This is a genomic window from Paenibacillus sp. JNUCC 34 (genome assembly GCF_058269055.1).
In genome coordinates this window covers 4,119,793-4,139,325 of record NZ_CM177770.1, presented here as the reverse complement: position 1 = coordinate 4,139,325, position 19,533 = coordinate 4,119,793, and the positions used below count along the sequence as shown (strand labels likewise).

Annotated in this window: 21 protein-coding genes and 2 tRNA genes; 22 read left to right on the top strand and 1 reads right to left on the bottom strand. The window is 47.3% G+C overall.

What is annotated here, in order from left to right:
- Positions 1 to 19 precede the first annotated feature (19 nt).
- The 19 genes from AC2TF5_RS19475 (at position 20) to AC2TF5_RS19385 (ending at position 17,712) form a co-directional block, all read left to right on the top strand.
- On the top strand, positions 20 to 943 hold the full coding sequence (locus AC2TF5_RS19475; protein ID WP_491302940.1) for an RluA family pseudouridine synthase: 924 nt from the start codon (positions 20 to 22) through the stop codon (positions 941 to 943).
- Between the two features lie 106 nt (positions 944 to 1,049).
- Complete coding sequence (locus AC2TF5_RS19470) at positions 1,050 to 1,205, top strand: RAxF-45 family protein (protein ID WP_491298816.1); 156 nt, start codon at positions 1,050 to 1,052, stop codon at positions 1,203 to 1,205.
- A gap of 110 nt (positions 1,206 to 1,315) precedes the next feature.
- A complete protein-coding gene (gene abc-f / locus AC2TF5_RS19465; RefSeq protein ID WP_491298815.1) occupies positions 1,316 to 3,334 on the top strand; it encodes a ribosomal protection-like ABC-F family protein in 2,019 nt (672 codons plus the stop codon).
- Between the two features lie 110 nt (positions 3,335 to 3,444).
- Positions 3,445 to 4,698 carry an LL-diaminopimelate aminotransferase gene (locus AC2TF5_RS19460; RefSeq protein WP_491298814.1) on the top strand — a complete coding sequence of 418 codons (1,254 nt, stop codon included), beginning with the start codon at positions 3,445 to 3,447 and terminating at the stop codon, positions 4,696 to 4,698.
- A 292-nt stretch (positions 4,699 to 4,990) separates the two neighbouring features.
- A complete protein-coding gene (pyrR, locus tag AC2TF5_RS19455; protein ID WP_208915023.1) occupies positions 4,991 to 5,545 on the top strand; it encodes a bifunctional pyr operon transcriptional regulator/uracil phosphoribosyltransferase PyrR in 555 nt (184 codons plus the stop codon).
- Positions 5,546 to 5,548: 3 nt separating this feature from the next.
- Positions 5,549 to 6,460, top strand: a complete 912-nt coding sequence (locus AC2TF5_RS19450) for an aspartate carbamoyltransferase catalytic subunit (RefSeq protein ID WP_491298813.1) — start codon at positions 5,549 to 5,551, stop codon at positions 6,458 to 6,460.
- Between the two features lie 117 nt (positions 6,461 to 6,577).
- Positions 6,578 to 7,876, top strand: coding sequence for a dihydroorotase (pyrC, locus tag AC2TF5_RS19445; protein WP_491298812.1), 1,299 nt, complete (start codon positions 6,578 to 6,580; stop codon positions 7,874 to 7,876).
- Between the two features lie 60 nt (positions 7,877 to 7,936).
- Entirely contained in the window at positions 7,937 to 9,079 is a 1,143-nt protein-coding gene (locus AC2TF5_RS19440) for a carbamoyl phosphate synthase small subunit (protein ID WP_491298811.1), read from the top strand.
- Position 9,080: 1 nt separating this feature from the next.
- A complete protein-coding gene (gene carB / locus AC2TF5_RS19435; RefSeq protein WP_491298810.1) occupies positions 9,081 to 12,287 on the top strand; it encodes a carbamoyl-phosphate synthase large subunit in 3,207 nt (1,068 codons plus the stop codon).
- Positions 12,288 to 12,309: 22 nt separating this feature from the next.
- A complete protein-coding gene (pyrF, locus tag AC2TF5_RS19430) occupies positions 12,310 to 13,047 on the top strand; it encodes an orotidine-5'-phosphate decarboxylase (RefSeq protein ID WP_491298809.1) in 738 nt (245 codons plus the stop codon).
- Positions 13,044 to 13,691, top strand: coding sequence for an orotate phosphoribosyltransferase (pyrE, locus tag AC2TF5_RS19425; RefSeq protein WP_491298808.1), 648 nt, complete (start codon positions 13,044 to 13,046; stop codon positions 13,689 to 13,691). Before pyrF ends, pyrE begins: the two co-directional genes overlap by 4 nt.
- 236 nt (positions 13,692 to 13,927) lie before the next feature.
- A complete protein-coding gene (locus tag AC2TF5_RS19420; RefSeq protein ID WP_491298807.1) occupies positions 13,928 to 14,842 on the top strand; it encodes an ABC transporter ATP-binding protein in 915 nt (304 codons plus the stop codon).
- Positions 14,839 to 15,630, top strand: a complete 792-nt coding sequence (locus AC2TF5_RS19415; protein ID WP_491298806.1) for a DUF2705 family protein — start codon at positions 14,839 to 14,841, stop codon at positions 15,628 to 15,630. The genes AC2TF5_RS19420 and AC2TF5_RS19415 overlap by 4 nt, the downstream gene beginning before the upstream one ends.
- 4 nt (positions 15,631 to 15,634) lie before the next feature.
- The gene (locus tag AC2TF5_RS19410; RefSeq protein ID WP_491298805.1) at positions 15,635 to 16,222 is read left to right on the top strand and encodes a TetR/AcrR family transcriptional regulator; all 588 of its coding nucleotides are present in this window, start codon (positions 15,635 to 15,637) and stop codon (positions 16,220 to 16,222) included.
- Between the two features lie 186 nt (positions 16,223 to 16,408).
- Positions 16,409 to 16,573 (top strand): hypothetical protein, encoded by a 165-nt coding sequence (locus AC2TF5_RS19405; RefSeq protein ID WP_200901466.1) that lies wholly within the window; start codon positions 16,409 to 16,411, stop codon positions 16,571 to 16,573.
- Positions 16,574 to 16,668: 95 nt separating this feature from the next.
- A tRNA-Met gene (locus AC2TF5_RS19400) sits at positions 16,669 to 16,745 on the top strand.
- Positions 16,746 to 16,789: 44 nt separating this feature from the next.
- A tRNA-Ile gene (locus tag AC2TF5_RS19395) sits at positions 16,790 to 16,863 on the top strand.
- Between the two features lie 177 nt (positions 16,864 to 17,040).
- Positions 17,041 to 17,223 (top strand): hypothetical protein, encoded by a 183-nt coding sequence (locus tag AC2TF5_RS19390; protein WP_491298804.1) that lies wholly within the window; start codon positions 17,041 to 17,043, stop codon positions 17,221 to 17,223.
- Positions 17,224 to 17,304: 81 nt separating this feature from the next.
- Positions 17,305 to 17,712, top strand: a complete 408-nt coding sequence (locus AC2TF5_RS19385; RefSeq protein WP_491298803.1) for a hypothetical protein — start codon at positions 17,305 to 17,307, stop codon at positions 17,710 to 17,712.
- A gap of 236 nt (positions 17,713 to 17,948) precedes the next feature.
- On the opposite strand, the gene AC2TF5_RS19380 is transcribed toward AC2TF5_RS19385, so the two are convergent.
- Positions 17,949 to 18,125, bottom strand: coding sequence for a YjfB family protein (locus AC2TF5_RS19380; protein WP_241932874.1), 177 nt, complete (start codon positions 18,123 to 18,125; stop codon positions 17,949 to 17,951).
- 192 nt (positions 18,126 to 18,317) lie between these two features.
- On the opposite strand from AC2TF5_RS19380, the gene AC2TF5_RS19375 reads away from it, so the two are divergent.
- The 3 genes from AC2TF5_RS19375 to AC2TF5_RS19365 are packed head-to-tail and all read left to right on the top strand — an operon-like array spanning position 18,318 to position 19,527.
- On the top strand, positions 18,318 to 18,845 hold the full coding sequence (locus AC2TF5_RS19375) for a TetR/AcrR family transcriptional regulator (RefSeq protein ID WP_491298802.1): 528 nt from the start codon (positions 18,318 to 18,320) through the stop codon (positions 18,843 to 18,845).
- A 57-nt stretch (positions 18,846 to 18,902) separates the two neighbouring features.
- Positions 18,903 to 19,160: a DMT family transporter gene (locus AC2TF5_RS19370; protein WP_491302939.1), complete on the top strand. Its 258-nt coding sequence runs from the start codon at positions 18,903 to 18,905 to the stop codon at positions 19,158 to 19,160.
- Positions 19,161 to 19,179: 19 nt separating this feature from the next.
- Positions 19,180 to 19,527, top strand: coding sequence for a DMT family transporter (locus AC2TF5_RS19365; RefSeq protein ID WP_491298801.1), 348 nt, complete (start codon positions 19,180 to 19,182; stop codon positions 19,525 to 19,527).
- Positions 19,528 to 19,533 lie beyond the last annotated feature (6 nt).

Sequence of the window (19,533 nt, the reverse complement as noted above, 5' to 3'; positions counted from 1 at the left end):
CGATGCAGACATACATGAAATGGCTGAAATGAATGAGCATGTATGGATTGTAGACTCCGAAGATGCAAAAGTAAGAATCGATAAATACATAGCGGAGGCGCTGGGTGAAGAAGCGTCGCGCTCACAGGTTCAGTTGTGGATTACGGAAGGACATGTAAAAGTTAATGACAGCCAGGTGAAATCGAACTATAAACTCGGTGCCGGAGACCGTATTTCACTCTTGATTCCGGAGCCGGCAGCGGTTGAAATCGTACCGGAGAATCTCCCGCTCGATATCGCCTATGAAGATAGTGATGTGATCGTTGTAAACAAGCCAAGAGGGATGGTTGTTCATCCGGCCCCGGGCCATCCGTCCGGTACGCTTGTCAACGCTTTAATGTATCATTGCAAAGATTTATCGGGTATTAACGGTGAGCTTCGCCCTGGTATCGTCCATCGGATTGATAAGGATACATCAGGACTGATTATGGCTGCAAAGAATGACAAGGCACATACGTCACTTGCTGCACAGTTGAAGGAACATAGTGTTACACGGCGTTATTATGCGCTCGTTCACGGCAATATTAGTCATGATCAGGGGACGGTTGACGCACCTCTGGGAAGAGATCCTCATGATCGAAAGCTCTACATCGTGACCGACCGGAACAGCAAACATGCGGTTACTCATTTTACAGTTCTGGAGCGTTTTGGGGACTACAATCTGTTGGAGCTGAAGCTTGAGACAGGCCGGACGCATCAGATCCGTGCGCATATGAAATACATCGGACATCCGTTGGTTGGAGATCCCGTATACGGTAAAAGTAAAGGATTGAAGATGAATGGCCAGGCGCTTCATGCGGCTGTTCTCGGATTTGTTCATCCTACTACGAACGAATACATGGAATTTACGGCACCTATTCCGGATGAAATAGAGGAACTGTTAGCGGTGCTTCGCAGCCGCTAGCAGTTTTTTTTCTTATATCTTTCGCAGAGCACATTCCAGCTTCTTGCATCTAAATAGACATTTGTGTTATATTCATAATAATTATGAAAAGAGGAGGTGAGGTAGGATGAATATCGAGATGGTCAACAACTGTATTAGCCGGCTACCGCTTGCAATGGCTGGCATTGTTCATACTTTTTCTTTCAACGGGAGAAGTCTGTCCAATTTTAATAATACGGATTGTACCATCGCGAGAAGTCACCTGCCTGCCTGCACGGATTGAGCCCTGAGAATGGGTTTATCGTTTGCTGATAAAGGCCGCGGAGCTTGCTCTGCGGCCTTTTTTGTGCTGCAGTAAGGTCTTCTCCACAAAAAATGAGGAGGAACCTTATTATGAATTTAATTAATGCTAAGGAATTAACCCAATACTATGGCGCGAATCTCGTGCTTGACCATATTCAGTTTGAAATTAATGAAGGAGACAAAGTAGGATTGATTGGCTGTAACGGAAGCGGGAAAACGACGTTGATGCGTCTGCTTGCTATGCAGCTCGTACCGGATGAGGGTCAGCTAATGATTAAAAAACATACGAAAATTGGCTATTTGGCTCAAATTCCAACGGTCCAAGAGCATTGTACTGTATTCGATGTTTTAACAGAGGGTCTGGAAGAACTGAACGAGTGCCGCCGTCAAATGTCTGAGCTGGAACAGATGATGGGCGATCCTGTTTATGCCGGAAATGACAAAGAGCTTGAACGGCTTCTCAGGAGGTATGCTTCTCTTCAGGAGCGCTTTGAAAGGGACGGCGGATATGAAATGGAGGCGAGCATCGATCAGGTTGCTCTAGGACTGGGTATTTCGAAAGCGGCGTATGGTCTTCGGTTTGGATCGTTGTCCGGAGGGGAGCAAACCCGTGTGGCATTGGCTTCCCAACTGATTGTAAAGCCGGAGCTGCTACTGCTGGATGAACCAACTAACCACCTTGACTTGACTCGAACCGAATGGTTGGAAACCTATCTGCGGGATTATGCGGGGACCTGTGTAATTATTTCCCATGACCGTTATTTTCTGGACAGAGTGATATCGAAAACCATTGAATTGGAAGATGGAGAAGCCTTTACGTCGGTTGGTGGATATACATTCTACATGAAGGAGAAGGAAGAGCGGCTGCTGCAGCAATTTAACGCGTATCAGGAGCAACAAAAGAAGATCAAAAAGATGAAAGAGACAATTAAGCAGTTGGAAGAGTGGGGACGAAACGGAGACAACGAGAAATTTTTTAAGCGTGCGGCTTCCATGCGTCGGGCGCTGGAGAGAATGGAACGCATCAAGCGTCCGGTGCTGGAGCGTCGTCAGGCGGAATTTGCTCTTGATTCACAGGATCGTTCCGGCCGCAGAGTTGCAGTCTTTGAACAGATAAAAAAATCCTACGATAATCAATCCGTACTTAAAGATGTAAATGGCTTGCTGGAGTATGGAGACAAGATTGCTTTGATGGGTCAAAATGGAAGTGGCAAGACCACATTGTTTAAGCTTCTGCTTGGAGAAGAGAAACCTGATTCAGGACAGATGGAATGGGGCTCAAGAATTGAGGTTGGTTATTTGGCTCAGCAGGAGGAACCATCCGATCCAAAAGAAACCGTACTGGGTTATTTCAAAAAGATTGCCAGTGTCGAAGAGGGGGAAGCACGCGGTATTCTGGCCCGTTATTTATTTTACGGTTACGATGTATTCAGGACCGTGGGCCAGCTGTCTGGTGGAGAGTGGACACGACTTCGACTGGCATTGCTGATGCATCAAAAGCCAAACTTGCTCTTGCTTGACGAGCCGACCAATCATCTGGACATTGCCTCTAGAGAAGCGCTGGAAGAGGCGCTGTCTGATTATACCGGGACGGTTCTTGCGATATCCCATGACCGCTATTTTGTGAATCGATTGGCACAGCGAATTTGGGAACTTCAGGATGGCCGGCTGAACGTGTTCTATGGCAACTATGATGCTCTCCGTGAAAAGAAGCTACAGCAACTGACAAGGACTCAAGCCTATGCACATGAAACGCTTAAGCAGGATCATTCAGACAGACTGTTGAGTGGGTTCTCTCACCAGGTGGAGCCATCATCGATGTCTTCAGCTGGAGATAAGGTAGCGCATAGAAAAGAACATGTTTCCATGGAACCGCAGAAGAAATCAAGAGATGACGAGCGATATCCGGCGCTCAAGATACAGCGGCTCGAACAAGATATTGCCACGCTGGAAGCTAGAATCCATGAGCTTGAGTTAGAGATGGAGACCGAGTCTGTACAGGCAGAGGGGGCCAATCATCTAGTTAAGCTGGAAGAACGTTGGATGGAACATGAAACTCTTGTTCAGCGGCGTGATGAGCTTCTCTCAGAGTGGCTGGAACTTTCCTAAGAGTGAACATAATAGTACAAATCATTAGCAATATCATGCATGGTTCATCTTGCGGTTTTACGGCATATTTATCAATATAAGTGAATCATAGTAGGAGATGAGTACAAACCATGAGTATTGAACAATATCAGGAAACGTATATCCAGCAAAATTTCGCAGATCGGATCGGCGGAGCCAATTACGGCAAAAATACCGCTATTTATAAATTCGAGAAAATCAAAAGAGCCAAAGCCGCAGCTAAAAAGGAATTCCCGGGTACAGAATTGATTGATATGGGCGTAGGTGAGCCGGATGAGATGGCGGATTTCGGAATTGTGAGCAAGCTTGCTGAAGAAGCAGCCAAGCCAGAGAACCGCGGTTATGCTGATAACGGAATACCGGAATTTAAACAAGCCGCTGTAAGATACATGAAACGGGTATTTAACGTAGATAGCCTGGATTCTGACACAGAGGTGCTGCATTCCATTGGTTCAAAGCCCGCACTTGCTATGCTGCCATCCTGCTTCATCAATCCAGGTGACGTGACCATCATGACGGTGCCGGGTTATCCGGTTCTTGGAACCCATACTAAATACCTCGGCGGGGAAGTATACACGGTGGAATTGAAAAAGGAAAATGCCTTTCTTCCGGACCTGAACTCTATTCCTGAGGATATTGCCAAGCGGGCGAAAATGCTGTATTTGAACTATCCGAACAATCCTACCGGGGCAAGTGCAACGGTTGAATTTTTCGAAGATGTTGTAGCGTGGGCCCGTAAATATAATGTGGTGGTTGTACATGATGCGCCTTATGCCGCTCTTACTTATGATGGCTTGAAGCCTCTGAGTTTCCTGTCCGTTCCGGGAGCAAAAGACGTTGGCGTCGAACTTCACTCGCTCTCCAAATCGTACAATATGACCGGATGGCGTATCGGCTTTATTGCAGGTAATCCACTCGTTGTGAAAGCATTCGGAGATGTGAAGGATAATAACGATTCCGGACAGTTTATTGCGATCCAGAAAGCAGCTGCTTGGGGGCTTGATCATCCGGAAATAACGGAGAAAATCGCGGAGAAATATTCACGCCGCCACGATATGCTGGTTGGCGTATTGAATGAGATCGGCTTCAAAGCCGAGAAACCGAAAGGCTCCTTCTTTCTGTATGTCGAAGCGCCGAAAGGGATTAAAGGAGGACGCCGGTTTGAGTCCGGTGAGGATTTCTCCCAGTATTTGATCCGAGAAAAACTCATTTCCACAGTGCCTTGGGATGATGCGGGACATTTTGTACGTTTCTCGGTTACTTTCATCGCTGACGGTGAAGAGGATGAGAAGCGGGTTATTGGAGAAATACGCAGGCGTCTTAATGATGTCGAATTTGAATTTTAGTGTTTAGATATGACGATTAAAATGACTTGCGTTGCTTGACAACCATTGTGAGCTCTGTCATACTGCAATTAATCGAATAGCACCTTTAAATCAGTCCCGTGAGACTGGCAAGGTAACGTGAACCGAGGTTCATGACATGGAAGCACAATTTCGTCTGCGGATGGAACTTTGCTGCTTTCATACCATCTCTTTGTGTATATGAGATCAACTCCTTGCCTGCGCGGCAAGGAGTTTTTTTGTGTCTTAGGGCAGAGATTGATGGAAAGGGCTATAACTTAAGGAGGGTTTTACGATGAGCAATGAACAGCATGTGATTATGGACGAAACGGCAATTCGCCGGGCTCTGACAAGAATCGCTCATGAAATATTGGAAAAAAACAAAGGGATTGAGGACTGTGTCCTTATCGGAATCCGGACTAGAGGCGTATATCTGGCGCAACGGATCGCGGAGCGCATTAACGAGATCGAAGGAACACCGATTACCTGGGGAGAAATCGACGTAACATCCTACAGGGACGACCGGGAGTCAGCTTCCGGAGAGCGTTCAGAGGGAGCGAAGCTAAGCCCTGAACATCTTAACATACACGACAAAAAAGTTATCCTGTTCGACGACGTACTCTTTACAGGCCGCACAATCCGGGCAGCGATGGACGCACTGATGGATTGCGGACGACCTCGGATGATACAGCTGGCGGTCCTGGCAGACCGTGGACACCGGGAACTGCCGATTCGGCCTGATTATATCGGTAAGAACGTGCCAACCTCCAAACATGAAGAGATCATTGTGGCACTATCTGAAGTCGACGGCAAGGACGAAGTAACCATCTCGCAGAGAGAGGAACGATAAAATATGCTGACCGCAACTTCTGTAAAAGAACGAAGCCTGCTTGGACTTAAAGATCTCAGCGGTGAAGAAATTCAATCGATCTTAAACCGGGCCGCTTACTGGGAGGCACAGAGCGAAAAGGTAGTACCTGCATTAAGCCAAAAATTTGTAGTGAACATGTTTTTTGAAAACAGCACAAGAACCCGCTTTTCCTTCGAGATGGCCGAAAAACGTCTGGGAGCCGAAGTGATGAACTTTTCCGCGGGGGTATCCAGCGTGGAAAAAGGGGAGTCCATCTACGATACGGTACGGACTCTTGAATCACTCGGGGTAGACGCGGGCGTCATTCGGCTTAAACCGGTAGGCGTATTGCAGGAGCTGGCTCAGTCTATATCCATACCGCTGGTTAATGCGGGGGACGGCAACAACGAACATCCGACTCAAGCGCTGCTGGATCTTTACACGATGAAGAAGGTATTCGGCGACATAAAGGGACTGACGGTATCCATCATTGGAGATGTTAGGCACAGCCGGGTTGCACGATCGAACGTCTGGGCTCTGAATAAGCTCGGAGCGAAAGTGCAGTTGTGCGCTCCGGACTCAATGGTATCAGCTACGCTTAAGGAACACGCTTCCTATGTAAGCATGGAAGAGGCGCTTAAAGCGGATGTGGTTATGATGCTTCGGGTACAGCTTGAGCGTCACAACCAAGGGCTGTTCAAATCAACCGCCGAGTACCGTGAGCAATACGGCTTAACGGAAGAGCGGGCTGCTGGATTATCGGGGCATACGATCATTATGCATCCAGCTCCGGTGAACCGAAATGTGGAGATCGATGATGCAGTTGTAGAGTGCCCGCGGTCGGTGATTTTCCAGCAGATGACGCACGGAGTGCCGATTAGGATGGCAGTCATGGAACGGGCCACGAAAGGTTAAACCAACAAAATGTGTAAGTGTACGTTTGAATTTATTAATAAATATACACAAAAATGAATTAATATTATACAATATACAAGAAGCGAACCGCGCTTCTGCAGCGGAGGGGAAACTAAGGTGCTACAAATTATTAAGAATGCCAATGTGATTAATGAACAGGGACAACTCGAACGAAAGGTTATCATCATTGATAACGGAGTGATTCAATCCGTAACAAGAGAAGATCATGAGCTGCCGGAACAAAGCGGCATCCGCGTGATTGATGCGGAAGGAAAACTGGTCACACCAGGATTCATAGATATGCATGTACACCTGAGAGAACCTGGCTTTGAACATAAGGAAACAATCGAGAGTGGAAGTCGTTCTGCGGTTAAAGGCGGCTTTAGTACGATCGCCTGCATGCCAAATACAAAGCCCGTAACAGATAACGCCGACACTGTGGCCCTTGTGCTGGAGAAGGCGCGGCAGGCAAATCTGGTGAAAGTGCTGCCGTATGCGGCAATCACCAAGAATGAGCTCGGACGAGAGCTCACGGATTTTGAAGCTCTAAAAGCGGCAGGAGCGATCGGCTTCACCGACGACGGAGTCGGTGTGCAGAATGCGCAAATGATGAAGGACGCAATGAAAAGAGCAGCCTCGATGGGCATGCCGGTCATTGCACACTGTGAAGATGAATCGTTGGTAAAAGGAGCCTGCGTGACGGAAGGGAAGTTCGCCGAGCAGCATGGACTCAAGGGTATACCGAACGAATCAGAGGCCATCCATGTCGGACGCGATATACTGCTGACGGAAGCAACAGGTGTTCACTATCATGTATGTCATGTAAGCACCGAACAGTCGGTAAGGCTCATCCGCCAGGCTAAAGCGATTGGAATATCTGTAACCGCTGAGGTGTGTCCGCATCACCTGGTGCTGTCTGATGAAGACATTCCTGGCCTTGATGCCAATTGGAAAATGAATCCGCCACTGCGCTCTCCGCGTGATGTAGAGGCCTGTATCGAGGGACTGCTGGACGGCACGCTCGATATGATCGTAACGGACCATGCTCCGCACAGCGAAGAGGAGAAGGCTAAGGGGATGGAGCTTGCACCATTTGGGATTGTAGGCTTCGAGACAGCATTCCCGCTGCTCTACACGAAATTTGTTGCTACAGGCAAGTGGGATCTCTCCATGCTGGTACAGCGCATGACAAGCGACCCTGCCAGAGTGTTCGGGCTGAACAGTGGTGTGCTGAAAGCAGGTGCACCTGCCGACCTAACCATGATAGATCTGGAAAGTGAGAAAGAAGTGAATCCGGAAAACTTCGCAACAAAAGGTCGCAACACACCGTTTACGGGCTGGAAGCTGAAAGGTTGGCCAGTGATGACATGGGTTGACGGCGAGATAAAGTGGTCTGAACATAACGGATTTGAATAAGTCTGAGGCATTAGAACTTATAAAAAAATAATTTACACATAGATGACAGGAGTGAATGGGATGCAGGCACAGGCAAGATTGTTACTGGAGGACGGTACGCTGTTCAGCGGAAAAGCCTTCGGCGCGGATGCTGAAATGACCGGAGAGGTTGTTTTTAATACAGGAATTACAGGATATCAGGAGGTACTGTCAGACCCATCATACTGCGGGCAGATAGTAACGATGACATACCCCTTGATCGGCAACTACGGTATCACGCGGGACGACTTTGAGGCGATCCGGCCGTTCGTACACGGCTTCGTTGTTCGCCGACATGAGCCTGTACCAAGTAACTGGCGCGCGGAGTACAGTGTAGATAGTCTGTTGAAAGAGTACGGCATACCGGGAATTAGCGAAATCGACACTCGGATGCTTACACGGATTATCCGCCACCACGGAACAATGAAAGGGATCTTGACAACATCTTCCAAACCAGTAGAAGAGCTGATGGAAATGTTGAGCGACACATCGATTCCGCAGCTCCGGAACCAGGTAGCCCGTACATCCACTCCACAAATGTTCATCAGCCCGGGTCAAAAAGAGCGTATCGTGCTCGTTGATTTCGGCGCAAAGAGTGGTATTTTGAGAGAGTTGACGGCGCGCGGCTGTGATGTCATCGTCGTACCTCACGACACGACAGCAGACGAAATCCGCCGCCTGCACCCAGACGGCATACAGCTTTCGAACGGCCCTGGGGACCCGAAAGACGTTCCTTATGCTGTCGATATGATTAAGGAGTTGCTTGGCGAATATCCGATCTTCGGTATCTGTCTCGGTCATCAGCTGTTCGCACTTGCGTCTGGCGCAGACACAGAGAAGCTGAAGTTCGGTCACCGTGGAGGCAACCACCCGGTTAAAGAACTGTCGAGCGGACGCTGTTACATTACATCACAAAATCACGGTTATACCGTAAACGAAGATTCCATTGCGGCTACGGACCTTGAAATTACACATATCAACAACAACGACAAAACGGTTGAGGGATTAAAACATACTAAATATCCGGCTTTCTCGGTACAGTACCATCCGGAAGCCGCTCCTGGACCGCATGATAGCAGTTATCTGTTCGATGAATTCCTTGAAATGATCGCACACCACAAGAAAAATGAAATTCGGAAGCCGCGTCAAGCGGTTCTGGCTGCAGCCGTGAAAGGAGCTCGCTAATATGCCTAAAAATGAACAGTTGAAAAAAATTCTCGTCATCGGCTCGGGCCCGATCGTCATCGGTCAGGCAGCAGAATTTGATTATGCTGGCACGCAAGCTTGCCAGGCGTTGCAAGAAGAAGGTATTGAGGTTGTCCTGATTAACAGCAATCCAGCCACGATCATGACCGATACGAACATGGCGGATAAAGTATATATCGAACCGATTACCCTTGATTTCGTCACACAGATTATCCGTCAGGAACGTCCTGATGGATTGCTGCCAACACTTGGCGGTCAAACGGGACTTAACATGGCAGTGGAATTGGCTCGTGCCGGCATTCTTGAGCAGGAGAATGTGAAGCTGCTCGGTACACAGCTTGATTCCATTGAGAAGGCAGAGGACCGCGACCTGTTCCGTGAGCTTATGCGCGAGCTGGAGCAACCGGTACCGGAGAGCACGATTGTAACAACGCTGGAAGAAGCTCTTGATTTTGCGGAAGAGATCGGTTACCCGCTGATTGTTCGTCCGGCATATACGCTGGGCGGCACGGGGGGCGGGATTTGCGCCGATGAAGAGGAGCTGCGCGAAACGGTATCCTCGGGTATCCGCTACAGTCCAATCAACCAGTGCTTGATTGAAAAAAGTATCGCTGGAATGAAGGAAGTGGAATACGAAGTCATGCGTGATGCGAACGACAACTGTATCGTCGTCTGCAACATGGAGAACTTTGATCCGGTAGGTGTGCATACGGGTGATAGCATCGTTGTAGCTCCTAGCCAGACGCTGTCCGATCGTGAGTACCAGATGCTGAGATCCGCTTCATTAAAAATCATCCGTGCGCTGAACATCGAGGGCGGCTGCAACGTGCAGTTTGCGCTGGATCCGAACAGCTATCAATACTACGTAATCGAAGTGAACCCACGGGTAAGCCGCTCTTCAGCCTTGGCTTCCAAAGCTACCGGCTATCCGATTGCCAAAATGGCTGCAAAAATCGCCATGGGTTACACACTGGATGAAATCGTAAACCCGGTTACCGGTCAAACGTACGCATGTTTCGAGCCGACGCTGGATTACATCGTAAGCAAAATCCCGCGCTGGCCGTTTGATAAATTCATTTCCGCTAACCGTAAGCTCGGTACCCAAATGAAAGCGACTGGTGAAGTTATGGCCATTGGCCGTACGTTCGAAGAGTCGATTCACAAGGCGGTCCGCTCGCTTGAGATCGGTGTGCACCGCCTCTACCTGAAGGGTGCGGAGGAACTCAGTGAAGAAGTGCTGAAACAGCGGCTGATTAAAGCTGATGACGAGCGTATCTTCTTAATCGCTGAAGCCTTCCGTCGCGGCTATGAGTTGCAACAAATCCAGGATCTGACCAACATTGACTGGTGGTTCCTCGATAAGATTGAAGGACTCATTAAATATGAAAGTCATATTCGCAGCGAAGCTGCACTGACATATGAAACACTGTATGAAGCGAAGCGCCTCGGATTTACGGACCGCGCCATTGCGGAGCTGCGTGCCGAAGGCAAGGCAGCATCACACACAACCGAAGAATCGATCCGGTTCCTTCGCCATGAGCACAATCTTCGTCCGGTGTACAAGATGGTTGATACCTGTGCGGCAGAGTTTGAATCTTCAACACCTTACTATTACTCAACGTATGAAACAGAGAACGAAGTGATCGAGACGTCGAAGGAGAAAATTATCGTGCTTGGTTCGGGTCCAATCCGGATCGGTCAAGGTATCGAGTTCGACTACTCTACCGTACATGCGGTATGGGCTATCCAGAAAGCCGGCTTTGAAGCGGTTATTATCAACAATAACCCGGAAACGGTATCGACCGACTTTAACACATCGGACCGCCTATACTTCGAACCGCTGTTCTTCGAAGACGTCATGAACGTCATCGAGCAGGAGAAACCGGTTGGCGTCATCGTTCAATTTGGTGGACAAACCGCAATTAACCTGGCAGCACCGCTGAGAAAATCAGGGGTGAATATCCTTGGAACAAGCCTGGAAAGCATCGATGAAGCCGAAGACCGTAAGAAATTCGAAGCACTGTTATCCCGACTGAACATCGCTCAGCCGAAAGGCAAAACGGTTATTACGGTGGACGAGGCAGTAGGCACCGCACAGATGCTGGGTTACCCGGTTCTGGTGAGACCTTCTTACGTGCTTGGTGGACGCGCGATGGAAATTGTGTACTCCGATAGCGAACTGCTGAGTTACATGGAACAAGCAGTGAAGATTAATCCGGAGCATCCGGTATTGATCGACCGTTATATGCTCGGTAAGGAAGTAGAAGTAGACGCCATCTGTGATGGAGATACAGTCCTGATTCCGGGAATTATGGAGCATGTGGAACGTGCTGGTGTTCACTCCGGAGACTCTATCGCAGTCTACCCGCCGCAGTACCTTACAGATGAGCTGAAAACAAAGATTACGGATATTACGATTAAAATTGCCAAAGAATTGAAAACTTACGGACTTGTAAACATCCAGTTCATCATCTTCAAAAATGAAGTCTACGTCATTGAAGTGAATCCACGCTCTTCCCGTACAGTGCCGTTCTTGAGCAAGGTAACGGGTATTCCGATGGCTAACCTAGCTACTCAGGCTATCCTAGGAATCAAACTGAAAGACCTCGGTTACGAGGAAGGCATGTGGCCTGAAAGCGAGCACGTATCGGTAAAAGTGCCGGTATTCTCCTTCGCGAAGCTGCGCCGCGTTGAGCCTACGCTTGGTCCAGAAATGAAGTCAACAGGCGAAGTTATGGGGCGCGATGTGAAGTATGCCAAAGCACTTTACAAGGGACTGATCGGTGCCGGCATGAAGATTCCTTCAACAGGAGCGATTATTGCTACAGTGGCGGACAAGGACAAGGAAGAAGCAGCAGCCCTGCTGAAAGGATTCCATAAGCTAGGTTACAAAATCATCGCTACTGGTGGCACTGCAGCGGCTTTGAAGGAAGCGGGACTCGACGTGACAACGGTTAACAAGCTGTCCGAAGGAACGCCTAACATTCTCGACATGATCCGCACGGGTGAAGCGAACTTCGTCTTTAACACGCTGACTAAAGGAAAGACACCGGAGCGTGACGGATTCCGGATCCGCCGTGAAGCGGTGGAGAACGGTGTGGTTTGTATGACATCCCTAGACACGGTACGGGAGCTTCTTACGATGCTGGAGACGATAAACTTCACCTCAGAAGCAATGCCTGTATAACACTTAATAAGGGAGGGGTACGATGAACGCCGGGTATAAAGAAATGGCGGGCCGCCTGATGGTGGCCCTGGATTACCCGGATGCCGCACAGGCATCCGAATTGGTCCGGAAGCTTACGGGCATTCCATGCTATATGAAGGTGGGAATGCAGCTGTTTTATACAGCTGGTCCGGATTTTGTAAGAAGCTTGAAAGAAAGAGGTTATTCGGTTTTTCTGGATGTGAAAATGCATGATATTCCGAATACGGTAAAAGGTGGCTCGCATAGTGTGACACGTCTCGGGGTGGACATGTTCAACGTCCATGCTGCAGGTGGTGTCGGCATGATGCAGGCGGCAAAAGCCGGGGCGGAGGCCGCAGTGGCCGAAACCCCGGGCCTTGTCATGCCCATAATTATCGCGGTGACCCAGCTAACTAGCACGAACCAGACTGTTATGAACGAAGAAATCGGGATTAGCGGCTCTGTTGAAGAGTCGGTCGTCCGGTATGCTTCGCTTGCGAAGGAAGCGGGACTTCACGGTGTTGTTGCTTCTTCTCTGGAAGTAGAAGCGATCTCAGCAGCATGTGGTCACGATTTTAAAACAGTAACCCCTGGAATCCGGCCGGTAGGGTCCGGTATCGGTGATCAAGCCCGCGTATTGACTCCGGGACAAGCTATTTCACGGGGAAGCCATTACCTGGTTGTGGGCCGTCCGATCACGGCATCGCCGGATCCAAGACAAGCTGCAGAACAAATCATAGAGGAGATGATCGGAGCATGAGTACATTAGCCGAAATACCACAACAAATCGCATCATACCTGTTAAAAATCGAAGCGGTGGCCCTGCGTCCGCACCAGCCGTTCACATGGACATCCGGGATTAAGTCTCCGATATACTGTGATAACCGGTTGACGATGTCATACCCGGAAATTCGTGACTATATTGCAGAATCGTTCGCTTCCATCATTCGTGAACAGTACCCGGATGCTGAGGTGATTGCAGGTACGGCTACAGCCGGAATTCCGCATGCAGCCTGGGTATCCCAGAAGCTGAACCTTCCAATGGCGTATATCCGTGACAAAGCGAAAGGTCACGGCAAGGAAAATATGATCGAAGGTCACATTAAACCGGGACAGAAGGTCGTCGTTATAGAGGATCTGATTTCTACCGGGGGCAGCTCGCTCAAGGCCGCTAAGGCGGTGCAGGCTGCAGGAGCGGAGGCACTGGCGGTGCTCGCAATATTCAGCTACCAGATGGATAAAGCAGTACAGGCTTTCTCCGAAGCAGGCATCTCGTTGCAAAGCTTGTCTAACTATACTGCATTAACGGAAGTGGCACTGAGTGAAGGCCGGATTCAAAAGGAAGATTTGGAGCTGCTTCAATCGTTTAGAGCCAATCCAGCTGCATACGGTGAAACAAAATAATAGCAATATTGTTCTAGGCTGCTGCCTTTCGTCAAATGACGGGGCAGCAGCTTTTTTTTGAAGAGATAAGAAAGTATAAACATCGGTTTAAAGTGCATCCTTATCTCGCAAGAAAAACAACCACCAAGTCCGGTCTTAAATAGATATTGGAGTAAAATATAATCTTGACAGATACGTTTTTCAGATCAACAATATGTACTATGAACAAACTAACAGTATAAAAAGGGTGTGTGCCTATGTTAGCTGTTGAAGCTGTTGGGATTAGCAAAATGTACGGTTCTAAGCGCGGTGTTACCGATCTAAACATGGAAGTGAAGCAGGGTGAGGTATTTGGGTTTATTGGACCAAATGGAGCTGGAAAGTCTACAACCATTCGAATGATCATGCAGCTATTGTATCCGACGAAGGGGACAATGAAGGTGCTTGGTACTGTTCTTGACAAGGAGAAGCCTGAGCTGCGCAGACGAATCGGATACTTGCCTTCCGAGATCATATCTTATCCGAATATGAGCGGTAAACAGGCATTGGAGCTGACAGCTAGGGCATATGGTCTAAAACTGGAGAATACATCAGCTCTGGAATATGCAGAAAGACTTCAATGGAACCCGGGGCAAAAGGTTAAATCGTATTCCCTTGGAAACCGGAAAAAGCTTGGCCTTATTATGGCCCTGCTGCATCGGCCTGAGCTGCTGATTTTGGATGAGCCGACTTCGGGCCTGGATCCATTGGTTCAGCGTGAACTGTTTGCGCTACTTACGGAATTGAACCAAAAAGAAGGCATGACGATTTTTTTCTCGACCCATGTTCTCTCTGAAGTAGAGAAGCTCTGTGAACGTGTGGCGTTTATCCGTGAAGGGCAGCTCCTTCGTGTATCCCGATTGGATGATCTATCGAATGGTCGAACTCATAAGGTTTCTATTCAATTCGAAATGCCTGGAAACCAGATAGAGGCATATGGATTACGTGAGCTCGATCCCCTTGTCACATTTGACGGCATCCATCATTTGCTCCAAACAGGACAGTCGCTTCAGGCTGCCTTGGGCAAATTATCGCAGCTTCCTATTGCGGATCTTACGATACGCCGGCCAACCATAGAAGAATTGTTTATGGATGATTACCGATCTGATGAAGAGAAAGAGGGAAGACGATGAAATGGAATCTTATTTCTCTTGAACTCCGACAAAACCGACGCGGATTTTATATCTGTTTGTCTATAACCTTAGTCTTTATTGTATTGCTGTTAGGTAAAGCGGAAATGTATATCAACAATCCGGATATGGAGAAGTTGATTCAAGGATTGCCGGAGGGTCTGCTTAAAGCTTTCGGTATTCAGGTTGAAACCCTTCAAACCTTTGATGGTTTTTTGGCTACACAGGTGTTTCCTTATTTTATGGTGATGGTAAGTTCATTTGCTGCAGCTTGGGCTGCGGGAAGTATTGCTAAGGAACGGGAGCGGGGGACTTACGAGTATTTATTTGCCCTGCCTTACAGCCGCTCTACGATTTTCTGGTCCAAAGCGGCAGCTCACTGGCTGCATATGACCCTAGTGTACGCATTAAGCACGCTCCTTCTTCTTCTGCTTTCTCAGTCATCGGGGCAATTGGAACATCTGGGAGATATGCTGCGTCTTCTATTGGCGGGATATTTGCTTGTTTTGTCTCTTATGGGCATTGGATATGGTCTCACGTCCTGGGTATCTTTTGGCGCTGCTTCAGCTGGTGCTGGCATTGCAGTGCTGGCATTTCTGCTAAATCTTTTATCGGGTAGCAGTGAGATGATGGAGAAGCTGTCCGTTGTCTCTCCGTACCGTTTGTTTGATGCATTTGAAGTAGTCAAGGGTGGAGGGATACCAACGGCAGCATGGCTCGTTATGTTAGGGCTGTATGCGACTGGAACAGCGGTAGCCCTGCTTATTTTGAAGAGGAGGGACTTGAGCTAAAACCATGAACGCTAAAAAGAACGCAATACTGGAGACGGGAAAACGATTGTTTTTAGAGCAAGGTATTTTGCAAACGAGTATGGAGCAGATTGCGGAGGCGGTGCCCGTCTCCAAAATGACCATATACAATTATTATCAGAGTAAGGAAGGGCTTTTGGATCACGTGGTTGACAGCCTAATTGAGGAGTCTTGGACTCTTTACCGGGAGCTCATGGACAAAGCAAAGGACCCGCTCGAAGCTCTGACTTTATTTTATGAAGAGAAGGAAAACTTTTCTCTTAATGTAACGCAGCAATTTATATCGGATCTCGTTAAGTTTCCGGATCAAATGGAGAAGCTGATGGCGTTCAACCGAGAAAAGATCATTCCGGAGTTTGAAATGATGATTTTCAAGGGGCAGCAGCTGGGACAAATCCGGAAGGACATCTCGCCACATCTACTGGTCGCCTTCCTAACCTTTATCAAGGAATTTACAGCGAGATCTGAATGGTACGACGGACTGGGCAGCTTGAACGCGGTTGGCGATCAGCTAATGATTATTTTGTATCATGGAATCATTGAGAAGGGCAACGATAACGCAAGTATCGACTGATGTATCGTAATTCATTTAGAAGGGTGTCCTAAAAGCCGTATAAATGGCAGCTGGGAGACCCTTTGTTTTATGAGTGCTGGAGAGTTAATCACGTGTAAATCAGGCGAATGTTATTGGAATGATTCTAGGACTGCTGGGTATAATAAGCATCGGATGAAAATGAATGCAGATAAGGAGCGTTACGTCATGAACTGGGTTTATTACGGTAAGCTGTATACAACTAAATTTCAAGCCGGATGTTTTGCCAAACGATTGGAACAGGACGCTTGGCTGTTTGGTTATGGGGATCCCCAGGTTGTAGAAGTGTACCGTTCCAGAAAAGGACGATATGGAGTGAGGTATATCCCGTAAAAAATTCTGGAATTTATAATTCTAAAATTAATACTTGACTTCACTGTACTAGATGCTGTATATTTATTCTTGTCGCTGTTAAAGACATCTAATGACGCGGGGTGGAGCAGTTCGGTAGCTCGTCGGGCTCATAACCCGAAGGTCGTAGGTTCAAATCCTGCCCCCGCAACCAATTTATTTAATGGATTTGTCCTTATATGAATTTGTATGTGATCAGGGCCCTTAGCTCAGTTGGTTAGAGCGGTCGGCTCATAACCGACTGGTCGGGGGTTCGAGTCCCTCAGGGCCCACTTTACGAAAACCCTTGCGTAGCAAGGGTTTTTTGCTGTTTACAGAACAACGGGATCGTTGGAGAAACAGTAAGAAGAGTTATTCCGCGTAATTTGGACACAAGATGTACTGTTTTCGACTATTGTTATACTATAGAGGTAGAATGTTCCAAGTTCATGATCAATGGGAGGTTAACCATGGATAAGGAAAAAGAAATACAAGAACTTAAGGAGCGATTAAACAGGGTTGAAAAACAATTGTATCGAACATCGAAAAGCTCCACAACGCTGAAGTTTATTATTGGATTTATTGTAACCATCTTCCTTCTATTGACTATTATCGGAGTTATCCAGTTCGTCAGTGCTTCTCCATCTTCCTGAATAAGGAAGGGGATTTGCAAGGATATGTAGAATAGTCTTTTTTGTTACATATTGAAAAGAAGGTAAGGGGCTGGTTAATCAGTGGTTGAACTGTTGGAAAGTCAATTAATGAATTTCACTAAAATGCACGATGAATTCATCAATGATTGGAATGCAGCAATGGAATCAGGTGATACCTCTTCGTTGGAAAGAATGACAGAAGACTACTATGTTGCATTTTTCAATGGGGCTCAAGACAAGCCAGCGATGTTCAACCGGGATGAAGCTATAAGTGGTATGGAGCAGTCTGTGAACCAACTTTTAGGGGCAAAGAAGAAATTTGAAAACAGAGTTATCCGGCTAAAGGATGCGAATCATGCTGCGGTGTTTTATGAACTGTTGATTGAAAAAGATGGGAATGTGTTAGCAAGACTGTTTACGATTGAGAACTGGCAGTTGATTAACGGCAAATGGATGCTGGCAAGAGAGACAGAGGAACGAATTATTTAATTAATTATTCGGGGGCGGTCCATAGTGGCTGCCTTTTTTCTTTGGATGAATTACTTTTGACACTCAGGGCATGGCTTTTCATGGCTTGATAAAAAAGTCCCGCAGATTAAATCCTACGGGCTTGTTTAAGATATAAGAGATTATCAACTTCTTGGAGTCTGCTTCCCTATATCGCAAGAAAAACCTCTGCTAAAGCGGTCTGTCTTCTTAGGAAATACGTCGATAGACGGTTTTCTTTATACAGAGATGTCCAATTTTTGCCCCAGGTTTGGATCTACACTTTTCTCCATCATTTGCACTAGGCCCTGACCCTGAATGTTAGCCTGGTTTTTTGCCATGCTCAATACTCTAAGACCGACAGCTTGAGACAATGAAGCCTGGCTCATGGATATAGATAATGCTGCAATGTCCATTTGACACCTCCCCATAACATATTATCGGCAAAAGTATGGTTATCCTTAGTGAAAAAGGATTTTCACAATCTGTGAAATATTCATCAATAGTCATCCGGAAAATCAAATTAAAAAAATGTATGAAATTTAACGAAGCAAATGTTATAATAGTAACCTAAACCGTCCAGACGGTATAGTAAAAGGAGGGTGTTTATGTCTACAAAACAAAAGCTTATGGAGGCAGCATCCAAAATTATCATTACCCGGGGAATAACCTCGCTTACATTGGAAGCCGTAGCAAACGAAGCGGGTGTCAGCAAAGGCGGTTTATTGTACCACTTCCCTAATAAAGAAGAGCTTATTAGTGGGTTGAACCTATATACGATTGAACGTTTCAGGGATCGAATAAGGGAAGAGATGAGTCTAGGCAAAAATTACGTAGAGGCTTACACAGAGGCTACCTTGAATGATCTGTTTCAGTCTGAATTTTTAGGTATAGACGCAAGTGTGCTGGCAGCTTCCGCTAACCATACGGCCGTGCTGGAGCAGTGGAACGAGGAATGCACCCGATTTACAGAGGAAGTGGTGAAAGAGGGGATTCCTTTCGAGCTGGGGCTGTCATTGAGATTGGCCTGTGATGGTCTTTGGTATTCCAAAATGTTCGGAATCGGTCAGCTAAAAGAGGAAGAGCAGAGACGGATTATTGCTTATATTCTTCAACAAATCAAGGAGGTTCAATAGGTGGTCTTTTATCTTTTTTTGGCAGCAGCTATATTATTGGAAGTGTTTGGCTCAACGATGCTGAAGCTATCCAACGGATTTACGAAAATCACCCCGATTATTGGCGTGGTTTTGGGTTATGCCGCAGCTTTTTACATGCTGTCCAAGGCTTTGCAGGCTCTTCCACTAGGGCTTTCTTATGCAACATGGAGTGGCGTGGGGACGATACTAACTGTCATTATCGGGGTGTATTTGTTTAAAGAAAAAGTGAATCGGCAGGGGATACTCGGGATCGCTATTCTTATAATCGGCATCGTGATGCTTAATTTATCTTAGTAAAGGAGGAACACGGGGGATGGGTGCTGTGTACTTGGGTTTTGCAATTATATTGGAGGCTTTCGGCTCAACCATGTTGAAGCTTTCAGAAGGATTTACAGAGCTGTGGCCTTCCATAGGTGTTGCAGCAGGATACCTTGGGTCGTTCATGTGTCTGTCTTTTGCCCTGAAAAGTATTTCGTTATCTTCCGCCTATGCAACTTGGTCAGGGATCGGTACCGCGCTCACAGCCATCATTGGGGTGCTACTATTTCAGGAGCATTTGTCTCTGATGAAAGGGATTGCCCTGGTTCTTATCATTATCGGAATTGTTCTCTTGAATAAGTCTCAGAGCGGGTCTAAGGATTCGGAACCTTCTACGGCTTAATGGATG